General features: G+C 50.4%; 13 protein-coding genes and 1 pseudogene. 1 reads left to right on the top strand and 13 read right to left on the bottom strand.

Features of this window, described 5'->3' with window-relative positions; all coding sequences use genetic code 11:
- Position 1: 1 nt before the first annotated feature.
- The 10 genes and pseudogenes from DSM465_RS0105070 to DSM465_RS0105120 all read right to left on the bottom strand — a co-directional run bounded on the left by DSM465_RS0105070 (position 2) and on the right by DSM465_RS0105120 (position 8,419).
- Entirely contained in the window at positions 2-1,039 is a 1,038-nt protein-coding gene (locus DSM465_RS0105070) for a branched-chain amino acid ABC transporter permease (RefSeq protein WP_008879196.1), read from the bottom strand.
- A pseudogene (locus tag DSM465_RS18170) lies at positions 1,039-1,903 on the bottom strand (branched-chain amino acid ABC transporter permease). Before DSM465_RS18170 ends, DSM465_RS0105070 begins: the two are co-directional and overlap by 1 nt.
- 62 nt (positions 1,904-1,965) lie before the next feature.
- On the bottom strand, positions 1,966-2,547 hold the full coding sequence (locus tag DSM465_RS0105080) for a TetR/AcrR family transcriptional regulator (protein WP_011887364.1): 582 nt from the start codon (positions 2,545-2,547) through the stop codon (positions 1,966-1,968).
- 19 nt (positions 2,548-2,566) lie between these two features.
- Positions 2,567-3,736, bottom strand: coding sequence for a thiolase family protein (locus tag DSM465_RS0105085; RefSeq protein WP_008879200.1), 1,170 nt, complete (start codon positions 3,734-3,736; stop codon positions 2,567-2,569).
- A 114-nt stretch (positions 3,737-3,850) separates the two neighbouring features.
- Positions 3,851-4,255, bottom strand: coding sequence for a MaoC family dehydratase (locus tag DSM465_RS0105090; RefSeq protein ID WP_008879201.1), 405 nt, complete (start codon positions 4,253-4,255; stop codon positions 3,851-3,853).
- Entirely contained in the window at positions 4,252-4,701 is a 450-nt protein-coding gene (locus DSM465_RS0105095) for a MaoC family dehydratase N-terminal domain-containing protein (protein WP_029760800.1), read from the bottom strand. Before DSM465_RS0105095 ends, DSM465_RS0105090 begins: the two co-directional genes overlap by 4 nt.
- Before the next feature lie 19 nt (positions 4,702-4,720).
- Positions 4,721-5,485, bottom strand: coding sequence for a 3-oxoacyl-ACP reductase FabG (fabG, locus tag DSM465_RS0105100; protein WP_008879203.1), 765 nt, complete (start codon positions 5,483-5,485; stop codon positions 4,721-4,723).
- A 37-nt stretch (positions 5,486-5,522) separates the two neighbouring features.
- Entirely contained in the window at positions 5,523-6,701 is a 1,179-nt protein-coding gene (locus DSM465_RS0105105; protein WP_008879204.1) for an acyl-CoA dehydrogenase family protein, read from the bottom strand.
- Between the two features lie 393 nt (positions 6,702-7,094).
- Entirely contained in the window at positions 7,095-7,838 is a 744-nt protein-coding gene (locus tag DSM465_RS0105115; RefSeq protein WP_029760802.1) for an NAD-dependent protein deacylase, read from the bottom strand.
- A gap of 20 nt (positions 7,839-7,858) precedes the next feature.
- Complete coding sequence (locus DSM465_RS0105120) at positions 7,859-8,419, bottom strand: hypothetical protein (RefSeq protein WP_008879206.1); 561 nt, start codon at positions 8,417-8,419, stop codon at positions 7,859-7,861.
- An 84-nt stretch (positions 8,420-8,503) separates the two neighbouring features.
- On the opposite strand from DSM465_RS0105120, the gene DSM465_RS0105125 reads away from it, so the two are divergent.
- Complete coding sequence (locus DSM465_RS0105125; RefSeq protein WP_011887360.1) at positions 8,504-9,094, top strand: TetR/AcrR family transcriptional regulator; 591 nt, start codon at positions 8,504-8,506, stop codon at positions 9,092-9,094.
- Positions 9,095-9,260: 166 nt separating this feature from the next.
- Here the strand turns inward: DSM465_RS0105125 and DSM465_RS0105130 are convergent, their stop codons facing one another.
- The 3 genes from DSM465_RS0105130 to DSM465_RS0105140 form a co-directional block, all read right to left on the bottom strand.
- The gene (locus DSM465_RS0105130; RefSeq protein ID WP_011887359.1) at positions 9,261-10,475 is read right to left on the bottom strand and encodes an MFS transporter; all 1,215 of its coding nucleotides are present in this window, start codon (positions 10,473-10,475) and stop codon (positions 9,261-9,263) included.
- 35 nt (positions 10,476-10,510) lie between these two features.
- Complete coding sequence (nfsA, locus tag DSM465_RS0105135) at positions 10,511-11,260, bottom strand: oxygen-insensitive NADPH nitroreductase (protein WP_008879209.1); 750 nt, start codon at positions 11,258-11,260, stop codon at positions 10,511-10,513.
- Between the two features lie 200 nt (positions 11,261-11,460).
- Positions 11,461-12,291 (bottom strand): pirin family protein, encoded by an 831-nt coding sequence (locus DSM465_RS0105140; protein ID WP_011887358.1) that lies wholly within the window; start codon positions 12,289-12,291, stop codon positions 11,461-11,463.
- Between the last annotated feature and the right edge of the window lie 243 nt (positions 12,292-12,534).

Genomic DNA, 12,534 nt, shown 5'->3' on the forward strand with positions numbered 1-12,534 from the left:
TTTATCCCTCCTTGACGTACCGACCGTCTCGTCCTTGGCGCGAGGCAGCTAGTTCAGCAGCGGTCTGGTTGGCCTCCCGTTCAAGGCGCCGCGCCTCTGCACGCTTCGCTTGATAACGGATGAAGCCGCCAGCAATGCCGTGCGGATAAAAGATGATTAAAAGTGTCAACACCGGGCCAAAAATGAGCATTCGATAGTCTTGCAAAAATTGCAACTGCTGCGATAAAAACGTGATCAACAGCGTGCCGACAACCGGTCCGGCCAGCGTACCGATACCGCCGACAAGCAAGTACGTTAAAAAGTCAAACATGACAGTGACATACGCGATATCCGGTCCAAGAAAACGGATGAATGATGCATACAGCGCCCCAGCAAGCGAAGTGAAAAAGACCGACAAAACGAATGAGGCGAGCTTGTTTTTCATCGTTGAGATGCCAAGCGTCAATGCGAGCTCCTCGCTGTTGCGAATCGCGATATACGTCCTTCCAGTCAGCGAATAGACGAGCCGGTACATCACAAATATGACGGCGAACAAGAAAAACAAAACTAAATAATATTGGGCAACCGGTGTCTGAAACGACAGCGGTCCGATGTCGCTTGGCGCCGGAATGCCGATGAATCCACGCACTCCGCCGGTTAGGCTGTCCCATTTATCAATCACTAAATAAATGATATATCCGACACATAGTGTATAAATGGCGAAAAAGTGCTCTTTCGTCCGCAAGGCGACCAGTCCGATGGCAAGGCCAAGCAGCGATGTGAATGCACATGAGAGCGCGAACGCCCCCCAAAACGGCAGTCCGACCTTCACGGTCAAAATGCCAAGCGTATAGGCGCCAACGGCAAAAAATCCAGCGTGGGCAAGCGACAAATACCCGGTGTAGCCAGCAAATAAGTTCAACCCGTAAACGGCGATCATCCAAATAAAGGACATCGTCATCATGTGCAAGTAATAGCCGTTGGCCACAAGCAACGGGAGGGCAAGTGCCAACACCGCAAGAACAGCGAGCCATAGGTGTCGTTTTTCAAAAACGGCCATCAATGTCCCTCCTTGGCAAATAGTCCGTTCGGTTTGACCGTTAAAATGATGACAAGAATGGCGAAAGCAATAATGTCTTTATAGTCGTTCGACACGTATGTTGCCCCTAAGCTTTCACTAAACCCTAAAATATAGCCGCCGACAATCGCGCCGGGGATGCTTCCCATGCCGCCGAGAATGATGATGACAAACGCTTTCAAGATGACGAGATGACCCATACCGGGAAACACAAGGTTGATCGGCGAAGCGAGCGAAGCGGCGAGTGCTGCCAAACCGCCGGAAAGAAGGAACGTCATCATGGCGACTTTGTTTGTGTTAATGCCGACTAAGTTCGCTCCTTCGCGGTTTTGCGCCATCGCAATGATCGAAGCACCGATGAATGTCTTTTTCAGGAAGAGGTAGAGCAGCATCATGATGACAACAGTGGATGCGATGATGAGGATGCGTTGAACAGTGAGTGTCAAGCCGAAAACAGTGACAACATTCCCATATGGCGTCGGCATCGTTTGATAGTCCGCCCCCCCAGACGAATTGGGCAAATGCTTCCAAAAACAACAAAATACCGATCGCCGCAATCTTATCGTGAAGCGGCGGCGCATCACGGAGTGGATAAAACACCAATCGTTCCATCAAGACACCGAGCAGCCCGACTACGACCATCGACACAACAATGGCAAGCCCATACGGCAGCCCGGCTTGGCTCATCGCGGTGAGCGTAACATACCCTCCCATCATATAAAGCGCGCCGTGGGCAAAGTTTGGAATATGCAAAATGCCGTAGACGAGCGTTAAGCCTAAGGCGACAAGACTGTAAACGCTTCCAACAGTCAGCCCGTTTATGAGCTGCTGGATAAACAATTCCACCCCGATCCCCCCTTATCTCTTGCACCGAAAACAGGTGAACAACTTGAACAGTTCGATAGAACCTATCGTTTTGGCCGTTCCTGCCCTCGAATGCCGTTTAAAATTAAGTCGACATAAATGTCGGTTAACTCCTCTTCGGAAACGCTCCCGTCCGGTTGAAACCAGTAGTAGCTCCAATTCGTGATGCCAAGCAGGCCGAACGTGATCATTTCTGCATGAAGCGACGGCTTAAATTCGCCGCGGGCGACCCCTTCCTGGATGAGCTGTTCATACTGCTTGCGGAACGCCCGCCGCTTCTCGCGGATTTCCTTCAAATGTTCATCAGCCAAATGCCGCATCTCGCGAAAGAAAATGCGGGCGCTTTTCTTCCGTGTGCGAATGTTGCGAATCACCATATAGACGATCGCATGCAGTTTTTCTGTACAGCTCTTCTCGGGTTCCTGCAGCAGGCGACTCTGCTGGTCAAGCAAATCTTCGATATAGGAGATGCATATATCGCGCAACAGTTCTTCTTTGCTTCTGTAATAGTAATAGAACGCCCCTTTTGTTGCCCCGACCGCTTCGACGATTTCCTGTACAGACGTTTCTTTGAACCCTTTGCGGTCAAATAGCTCTATGCTGGCTTCCATCAGTTTTTCTTTCATATCCATTGTCTCCATGTGTTCAGGCTCGTTCAATGATCGTCGCGATCCCTTGGCCGCCGCCGATGCACGCCGTAATGAGGGCGTATGTCCCACCGCGACGCTTTAGTTCATACACGGCTTTCGTAATCAAAATTGCACCCGTCGCACCAAGCGGATGGCCGTGGGCGATGGCGCCGCCGTTGACATTTACTTTTTCCGGATTCATCTCAAGCTCGCGGTCACAGGCGATCACCTGAGCGGCAAACGCTTCATTAATTTCGATGATATCCATCTCATCAAGCGTCAGTCCAACCTTTTCAAGCACCTTTCTTGTCGCTGGTACCGGACCGATGCCCATAATGTTCGGGTCGACTCCGGCGACCGCATAGGCGCGGACGACGGCAAGCGGTGTTAAGCCGAGCTGTTCCGCTTTTTCCCGCGACATGACGACGAGTGCAGCAGCGGCGTCATTGAGTCCCGAACTATTCCCTGCCGTCACTGTTCCGCCTTCCAAAAACGCCGGCGGCAGTTTCGCGAGTGCTTCCATCGTCGTGTTCGGACGCGGGTGTTCATCCGTATCGAAGACAAACGGCTCCCCTTTTTTCACCGGAACGGTAATCGGCACAATTTGTTCGTCAAACCGCCCTTCTTGCATAGCACGCGCCATGCGCTGCTGGCTGCGCAGGGCAAAGGCATCTTGTTCTTCACGACTGATGCCGTATTTTTTCACTAAATTTTCTGCCGTGATGCCCATCGGCGGGTCGCCAATCTCTTTCGGCGACAACTGCGATTTACGGAAGCTTGGCGGCGTCGAACTGTACGGCTTTTCCGGGCGGTCCATCAAATACGGCGCGCGGCTCATGCTTTCCACCCCTCCAGCGATATAGACGTCCCCGTCGCCTGCCCAAATGGCTTGCGCCGCTAAATTGACGGCATTAATGCCTGAACCGCATTGGCGGTCGACGGTCAGCCCGGTCAGCTCAAGCGACAGCCCCGTCTGCAACGCCGTCAGCCGGGCAATGTTGCCACCGCCGCTTAAGACATTGCCCATGATGACATCAGCGACAAGTTCCGGGCCGATGTTCGCCCGCCGCATCGCTTCTTTGATGACTTCCGCACCGTAAACGTGCGCTGGCAGCGTCGCCAAGGCGCCCCCTTGGCGGGCGATGGCCGTTCTTACAGCCGACACAATGACGGCATCTCGTTTCATCGCGATTCCCCCCTCACTTTTTTAGACGGCTCCGAATCGACTCGGCGTTTAAACAGAGAGAGACGAGCCCCCGTTTGTGCTGTATGCGGAAAGGGAGCGGTGCCCGGCGCCCCCTCACTCATACAGCGAAAAAACGGCTTCGCCTTTGACGACTTCCTTCCCGTGCTGATTGACAGCGGCAACGGCAAACCGAATCGTCTTGTCATCCTTTTCTTTGACCGTTGCTTTTAACGTAATGATATCGTTTAAAAACACCATTGATTGAAAGCGAACGAAATAATCTTGAACAAACCCTTCCTCGTAATACGGCGTAAACAGTTTCGCCAAGTTGCCCATCGTCCACATGCCGTGGGCGATAATCCCCGGCAAGCCGGCCTTTTTTGCCTCTTCATCGATCGTATGAATCGGATTGTAGTCACCCGATGCTCCGGCATATTTGATTAAGTCAAGCCGGGATACGGGTGAAAGCGTCACCTCGGGAAGCGACTGTCCCACTTGCCATTCGCGAATCGTTGTCATACGCTCATCGCCTTTCTAACCGCCTCGTTGATAATAATCGTCGAGGTGGAAGTGAATAGAAGATTCCCGTTCGTGTCTTCGCCGTTGTTGGCGATGATTAAAAAGCCGAGCTGACCCATGCTGCTTTGTTTTTCATAATAGTCTTTTACCTCTGCATAGCAGTACAGCTCTTCACCGACAAACAGCGGGCGCTCATAACGGAAACGCTGCTCGCCGTGGATCAGTCCTTTGGGCGGTAATTTCAGCCCTTCAATCACACCGTAGTCAAACACGCGCGGAAACGTCGGCGGTGCGATGTTGCGCCCATAGCGCGACCGTTTTCCCGTCTCTTCATCCCAATAAATCGGATTCAAGTCGCCGATCGCTTCAGCGAATTTTTTCACCGCTCCGCGCTCAACGACATTTTTTACTTTCTCTGACCGTTTGCCAATATCGTCTTGGTACATCACTCGCCCTCCTCATTTTTCAGCATTTCGGACCGCCGGCAACGTACAGCACTTGACCGTTGACAAACGATGATTTTTCATCAGCGAAAAATGCGACCGCATTGGCGATATCTTCCGGGCGGCCGCTGCGTCCGACCGGGATGTTGGCGACGCTGGCCTGAATGAGTTGCTCAAACGAGATGCCGAGCCGTTCGGCAGTCGCTTTCGTCATATCCGTCTCAATAAATCCCGGCGCGACAGCGTTTGTCGTAATGCCGAACTTGCCAAGCTCAATCGCCAATGTTTTCGTAAACCCTTGAATGCCGGCTTTCGCTGCCGAATAGTTCGCTTGGCCGCGGTTGCCGAGCGCTGATGTCGACGAAACGTTGATGATGCGGCCATATCCTTTTTCGACCATATATTTTTGCGCGGCGCGGGCACAGTAAAATGCCCCTTTCAAATGGACGTCCATGACCGTTTGCCAATCGTCGTCCGTCATTTTAAACAGCAAGTTGTCACGAATGACGCCGGCATTGTTAACCAAAATATCAAGCGATCCGAATCGTTCAACCACTTCTTGAATCGTCGTTTCCACTTGTTCGCGGTCAGTGACGCTCGCCACTTTGGCGTAAACATCGTATCCTTTTTCCCGCAACTCAGCTGCCGTTGCTTCAAGCGCCTCCGCGTTTAGGTCGATGAACGCCACCTTAGCTCCTTCTTCGGCAAAGCGGGTAACAACGGCCTTTCCGATGCCGCGGCTTCCTCCTGTCACAAACGCCACTCTTCCTGCAAACCGTTGACTCATGTTTTTCTCCTCCCCTTTTAGTAACGCTTTCATTTTGTTAGAGAAACTGCCCAAGCTTGACGTGTCCTTTAATTAAGTTGCGGGCAATAATAAGACGTTGAATTTCATCGGTGCCATCGTAAATGCGCCACAATCTCGCCTCGCGGTACCAACGCTCAATCGGCATCTCTTTCGTATAGCCCATGCCCCCGTGAATTTGCATCACCCGGTCAACCACACGGTTGCCCATGTTCGCACCAAACAGTTTCGCCATCGAAGCCAAATGACGGTTGTCCTCCCCTTCATCAAGCGTAAACGCTGCGTTTAAGACGAGCCATTTCGCTGCTTCAATTTCCACTGCTGAATCGGCGATCATCCATTGGATCGCTTGCCGTTCGGCGATCGGCTTGCCGAATGTGACACGCTCTTTCGCATAATCGATCGCCATTTGCAACAGCCGCTCGGCCGTTCCGACCGCGCGTGCGCCGACGACCCATCGCGCATAGCCGATCCACTCAAGACCGAGCTTGTAGCCGTAGTGCAGCTCACCTAAAATGTTTTCTTCCGGCACGCGCACGTTTTCAAAAATTAAGCTAGCCGGTGTTGACGGCCCCATTGTATGTATCGGCTCGGAGCGCCAGCCCATGTCGCGGTCGACGATAAAGCACGTCACCCCTTCACGGCCGTTTGTCGCTTGATGCCGCTCTTTGTCGGTAATGGCAATGACCATAACGAAATCGGCGTCATTGCCCCCAGTGATGAACGTTTTTTCCCCGTTGAGCACCCATTCGTCCCCGTCTTTGACCGCTGTCATTTTAATGTTGCGCGTATCAGACCCTGCCCCCGGCTCGGTCATGGCAAAGCACGATTTTTTCTCACCGTTGATCGTTGGGATTAAATATTTTTTCTTTTGTTCTTCGTTGGCGTAATACAAAATGTTATCCGCCGACCCGCCAAACTGGAAGGGAACGAGCGTTTTTGCCACTTCCATGAGCACAATCGCCTGCATGACATGGCCAAGATTCGCGCCACCGTACTCCTCTGGCGTATTAATCCCCCAAAAACCCGCCTCTTTCGCCTTTAATTGCAGCTCTTTTAATTTCTCCGGCGTAAGCCCGGGCTTCCCTTCCCGCTCGTTGCGCAATACTTCATTTTCTAGCGGCATCAACTCTTTTTCAACAAACTTGCGAATGGCCTTTTGGACCATGCGTTGCTCATCCGTTAAGCGCAAGTACATAATGGTTCCCCCCGTTTTCATTACACTTTGAAGCGACTTCCCACTCCCATAAATACCAACCGGTTGGTATGTTACCTTCATTATATTCGAATGTTCTGAAAAGTACAATACTTTTTTATGCTTTTGTCCAACAGGAAAACGTTGAGTACGTTCTCCTGTTGGTGCCAGTGCTGCGAATCAAGGATGTTCAGCCGTTTGAACGATATGGCCCAACACCGCGTTCCATACTGATTTACTGGCAAGGTAACCGACCGCCTTTTCCATATCAGCGACGATACAAGCGTCTTTGGGGACGTTGGCTGGCAGTATTCCATCGCCCCAAGACCGATTGTAGCTTCTCCATGATCGTCCTTTCCTTTTCCAATCATTTCTGTTTTCAGCTCTACTCCTTATTTATTTTTGCTCGAGTCGCTCTCGTACAGCGGCAACCGTTTCACCGATTCCACCATAAATGATAAGATCAAACATTCCGTCCATCCTTGTCGCCGTTTTGTTAATTAACACTTTCCGTGTTGCCGGAGATTCAGCAGCAACGTAAAACGGAATTTGATTCACAGGCGCCACCTCTAAACTCGTCCCCATAGCCAACAACAAGTCGCTCTCCGCCGCCCTAGCAAACGCTTCTTCGATATGGGGAACGAGTCCGCCAAACAAAACAACATCCGGTTTCAAAATCGTCCCACACTCACCGCAGCACGGCACATCGGTGCGGTTGACAAACGCCAAGTCATACGTTTTGCCGCACGATGGGCACGTCGCTGTCTGCAACGTACCGTGCAGCTCAATGACGTTCGTGTTTCCTGCTTTTGTGTGCAGCCCATCGATATTTTGCGTCAAAATCACCACTGTTTTCCCAATATCCTCCAGCCAACGAAGAAACCGATGCCCGGCGTTCGGTGCAAAGTCTCCCATCAGTTTCAATGAAAACATCCGCTTGAACCGCCGCCAAAAATCAACCGGATTTTTTTGATAATAATGCTCAGACAAATAATATTCCACACGTTCCTCTTGAGCGTAAATGCCGTTTTCGCTACGGAAATCAGGGATGCCGGACTCCGTGCTCATCCCCGCTCCAGTCAAGACGGCGATCGTGTTAGCCTCTCGAATCCACTGTCCAAACTGTTCGATGGGATTCATGTTGTTTCTCTCCCTTCCTATCAATCGCTTGGTTTTTCTAATGTCGCCTTTGGTTCTTTTCGAGGCCATAATGTATAGCTGAAACTCCATACAAAATCAATCACCAACACCAACGTCCAACGGCCCGCCATCACGAGCAGCTGTTGTGCTTTTGACACATCATCAGCAAACCAAACCATCCCCCACAAAATCGCTTGACCGATCGCCCAAGCCCCTAAATGGCGATACCATCCTTCTCGTTCTTGCTTTGCATGCTCCTTTCCAAAGAGCGGGGCTTTTTTCGGCTTAGGCATTTTCAAAAAAAGGTGAGCAAACTGATTGTCCGCCCATTGAATCATACGACGTCCATACACAACGGACACACTGATATAAACAGCTGCCAACGCATGGGATAACTTCGCTGTCTGGCCGTGTGCTAAGTCTACGACCGACACTACGAGTAAAATAAGATCTGCCAAAATGGTGCATGAAAAAAGACATACACTGATCATTTTCCATTTTAACACATAACGCGTAAACAATCCGGATACGACGAATACCCAAAACAGCACTTCACACGCGACAATCAACCACCCAATCATATCAGCCGCCCCTTTTTAATACAATTGTATCAAAAAAATAGTAACACAATTGTATCAAAAAAACAACTGTGTTACACTAGATACATGCCTAAAATCGTGGATCATGAAAAGCAGAGGGAACGAATCGCAGAAGCGACATGGGCCGTGATCATGCGGGACGGTATCGAAAAAGCAACCGTACGAAATATCGCTAAAGAGGCAGGGATGTCTGCAGGGGCGCTACGCTATTACTTTTCTTCCCAATCGGAGTTGTTAGCCTTTTCGATGAAGCTTGTCTCCGAACGGGTGCGGAAACGGATTGAAGCCATCCCTCGCTCCACTCCGCCTCTTGAAGGAATCAAACGTTGTCTCCTTGAAATTTTGCCGTTAACCGATGAAACGAAAAAAGAAATGGAGGTGTGGCTTGTTTTTACACAAAGGGCGCTTTGGGATTCCGAACTTCAACCGCTGAGCGAGCAAATCTATAACGAGTTGCAAACGGCAATAAAGAGGTTGCTTGAACTGTTACGTAATCTCGGGTTGTTAAGACCCGACGTGTCGATTGAGTTGGAAACAGAGCGCCTATACGCTTTGGTTGACGGTTTGGCCATGCACGGCATCATGCAACCTGACAAGCTATCTCCTTCACAAATGGAAGAAATCATCGAGTATCACTTACGCTCCATCTGCCGCTAAGGCAAATGGAGCGTCCCTACCTTTACTACCTAAAAAACCACCAACAATCAACGGCGACAGGCAAAAGACAGATGATTTTGCCACTTCCTCGTTGATGGAGCACCAAATATTTTGGCCTGCCAACTTTCCACACGATCATCCTTCCTTGTTTTATTGGCGTCTCTCTTCATTTTCTCGTCATGCGCAACGCATCGCTGCTGGCCTTGTGGAGCACCGCTTTTTCCTGCCGTAATGAGAGCACAAAGCATAGAAAAAGCACAACGCTTGCGAGAATATAAGGAAAACGAATATCTACATCAAACAAAACGCCCGCAACAGCTGGACCAATAATATTTCCAAGGCTTGTAAACGCGGAGTTCAAGCCGGCGATATAGCCTTGTTGGGTCTCATCGATTTTAGACATCTGCGTGCTGACCGCCGGACGCAAAATATCAATTGCCAAAAATACTAACACCGTTGCCACTAAAAGCATCGTCCATGTCGAAGCCAACAACGTCAACACGATGAATAAGGCGGATAGTAACAAACAAGCTGAAACGACGCGCTGTTCACCAAAGTGGCCTAACAACCAGCCGAATGTCGTCAACTGAACGAGCGGGCCGCCAATCGAGCCAATTGTAATGATCAAAGCGATTTCTTTCGGTGAGAAGCCAAATCGATGATCGACAAACAAGCTGAAAATCGTTTCAAAATTGGCAAGACCAAACGACAGCGCAAAAATGATCAACAAACTGAAAAAATACGGTTGCCGATGAACTTGGGCAAGCTGCACAAAAAACGGCACGTGATCCTTTTGAACCGTGCCCGTGGAAGCAGATGAATGCGATTCCGGGAGAAACAGCGCCGTAATGACAGCGGCCATCACTCCAACGGCCGCCGCACAATTGAACGGAACGCGGATGCCCCATTCTGCCATGTATCCGCCAATACCTGGGCCAATCATAAATCCCATCGTAATCGCTGCGTTAATATACCCAATGCCTGCCGCCCGTTCTTCATTCGTCGTTATGTCCGCAGCATAAGCCATCACTGCTGGCATGGTGAGGGCGGCGCTTATCCCGCCGATGACCCGCGAAAAAAACATCTCGAAAACATGATCGGCATAGCCAAACTGCCACTCAGAAAAGGCAAACAGCAGCATTCCTGAGACGATCAATTTTTTTCGGCCGACCGCATCTGCCATTCTGCCGGCTACCGGTGAAAAAAGAAATTGTGTTAAAGAGAAAACGGCCACAAGCAGTCCAACCGTTCCTCCTGAGATGCCCAATTGCTCGATAAACGTCGGCATGATCGGGATAATCAAACCGATGCCAATGAAAATCAGCAATAAATTGAACATCAAAATCAGCATGGCTCCGCGCTTCTTAAACAACAGCTGCATGTTTCCCCTCCTTTTTGCTTCCGCCTGAAGAAAGACTACCGCAAATGAAACCCTTTCCCTTCCACAAATTCTTTCATGTACATCCGAACTTGGCGGCTTAGCATGTCAGCCATTTGCCCCGTCCATGTATCAGAGCGGCGGCCATTTGTCCGCTGTTCATAGTAAGCTGACACCGTTTCATTATATCGCTGCAACTGCTCGATGAACCGGCCGCGGTCTTGATCGTATTCATCCTCATGATACACGTGGTCTAACGGCAACCGCGGTTTTTTTCCCGGCTGTTCAGCTGGATAACCGACGGCAAGCCCGAACAGCGGAATGACCCGTTTCGGTATGTTAAGCAGTTCGCATACTTCCGGCAGGTTGTTGCGAAGCCCCCCGATATAGCAAATGCCAAGCCCCATCGACTCAGCAGCAATCGCCGCATTTTGCGCCGCAAGCGCCGTATCGATGAGCGCCACCATAAATTTTTCCGTGCTTTCTAGCGATGGGAGTACGTCTTTTTCTTCCATTTCACCGATCTGTTCGTGGCGGTGAAAATCAGCGCAAAAGACAAAGAAATGGCCGTTATGCTCGACATAGGATTGATTCCCTGCCAGTTCGGCGAGCTTTCGTTTTTTCTCCGGGTCTTTCACCCCAATGATCGAATATGCTTGGATATAACTTGAAGTCGACGCCGATTGAGCGCATTCAACGATCATACGAATTTGTTCATCAGTCAGCGGCCGGTCTTCAAAACGGCGGATCGAACGGTGCTGTAAAATGGTTTCGATGACTTTATTCATGTCCTTGTCCTCCTCATCCAAAAATTCGGTTCATTCTTAAGAGTAGTGATGTCAATCAAATAGGCAATGCAACAAGGTATTTCTCTAATAGATAAACCTTAATGTTTAGAGTTTTCCAAAATCATTGCGGCTAAATCCTTTACTTACAGGGTCACAAAAGAGAAAGAGCCGAAAAGCAACCGGCTCTGTTCTCATATTCACTATTCAAACCGCCCTTCTTGGTAATCACGAATCGCTTCGCGAATTTGCTCGGGCGTATTCATGACAAACGGACCGTAAGCAACGACCGGTTCGTTTACCGGCTCGCCAGCGTAAAGAAGGAGCCGCAGTTTTTCGCGAGCGGTCACTTTTAACTCCGTTTCCTCGCCGCGGCTGTGGCGGCTTAGCAACAACACTTGCCCGGCCTTTCCTTCCGTGTTGCCGGCGCCAAACGTGCCGCTCCCTTCCAAAATATACAAAAAGCCGTTGTAATGGCCCGGCAAATCTTGCACAACCGTTATTCCTGGCTCAACAGTCATTTCGACCATCGTCACTGGAACGATGTTTTTCGTCGGCGCTTGCACCCCTTTTGATGAGCCGGAAAAGACGCGGATCACCGCCCCTTCTTCTTTCCGTATAGGCATATCCTCGGCGCGCAAGTTTTGATAGCGTGGCTCAGTCAGTTTATGCGTGCTCGGTAAGTTGATCCACAGCTGAAGACTATGGACGGTCGAACCGGGTGCAGGATCTTCTTTATGGACGACGCCGCGGCCAGCAGTCATCCATTGTACATCCCCAGGTCCAAGCATGTCGTGACCGGCTTTGTTGTCGAAATGTTCGAGTTCGCCACGAATCACATACGTGACCGTCTCGATGCCACGGTGCGGATGAACATCAAACGCGCCCCGCTGAAAAATGTCCTCCATCAACAACAAAAACGGATCATACTCTTGCCAATTCCCGGGCTCGAGCACTGGGCCGCTCTGGTGAATCGGGCTGTTGACAGTCATTTGCACCGTTTTGATACGGCGAATGTGGCGTTGAACGGCCATATCATCTTCCTCCTCTTTTCCACTCTGGACACAGCCGTGAGAGGAGACAGCCGATCTCCGGCCAACCGCCTCTCTTCCCCTTCATCGTACTCGATCTAGTTAAAACTAGGCAAATTATCTGCTTCCATTTTTGTGGTCATAGAGACTAACAAAAACAAAAAACCCGCCGATAATCGGCAGGTTAGTATTTCTATGTAATATGGCGGAGGAAGAGGGATTCGAACCCCCGCGGGCTGTGACACC

Origin of the sequence: Geobacillus thermodenitrificans subsp. thermodenitrificans DSM 465 (assembly GCF_000496575.1) — a bacterium.
GTDB lineage: Bacteria > Bacillota > Bacilli > Bacillales > Anoxybacillaceae > Geobacillus > Geobacillus thermodenitrificans.

Coding starts and splice junctions, on each gene's coding strand:
- DSM465_RS0105070 (WP_008879196.1), bottom strand. CDS start 1,039: ATGGCCGTTTTTGAAAAACGACACCTATGGCTCGCTGTTCTTGCGGTG.
- DSM465_RS0105080 (WP_011887364.1), bottom strand. CDS start 2,547: ATGAAAGAAAAACTGATGGAAGCCAGCATAGAGCTATTTGACCGCAAA.
- DSM465_RS0105085 (WP_008879200.1), bottom strand. CDS start 3,736: ATGAAACGAGATGCCGTCATTGTGTCGGCTGTAAGAACGGCCATCGCC.
- DSM465_RS0105090 (WP_008879201.1), bottom strand. CDS start 4,255: ATGACAACGATTCGCGAATGGCAAGTGGGACAGTCGCTTCCCGAGGTG.
- DSM465_RS0105095 (WP_029760800.1), bottom strand. CDS start 4,701: ATGTACCAAGACGATATTGGCAAACGGTCAGAGAAAGTAAAAAATGTC.
- fabG (WP_008879203.1), bottom strand. CDS start 5,485: ATGAGTCAACGGTTTGCAGGAAGAGTGGCGTTTGTGACAGGAGGAAGC.
- DSM465_RS0105105 (WP_008879204.1), bottom strand. CDS start 6,701: ATGTACTTGCGCTTAACGGATGAGCAACGCATGGTCCAAAAGGCCATT.
- DSM465_RS0105115 (WP_029760802.1), bottom strand. CDS start 7,838: ATGAATCCCATCGAACAGTTTGGACAGTGGATTCGAGAGGCTAACACG.
- DSM465_RS0105120 (WP_008879206.1), bottom strand. CDS start 8,419: ATGATTGGGTGGTTGATTGTCGCGTGTGAAGTGCTGTTTTGGGTATTC.
- DSM465_RS0105125 (WP_011887360.1), top strand. CDS start 8,504: ATGCCTAAAATCGTGGATCATGAAAAGCAGAGGGAACGAATCGCAGAA.
- DSM465_RS0105130 (WP_011887359.1), bottom strand. CDS start 10,475: ATGCAGCTGTTGTTTAAGAAGCGCGGAGCCATGCTGATTTTGATGTTC.
- nfsA (WP_008879209.1), bottom strand. CDS start 11,260: ATGAATAAAGTCATCGAAACCATTTTACAGCACCGTTCGATCCGCCGT.
- DSM465_RS0105140 (WP_011887358.1), bottom strand. CDS start 12,291: ATGGCCGTTCAACGCCACATTCGCCGTATCAAAACGGTGCAAATGACT.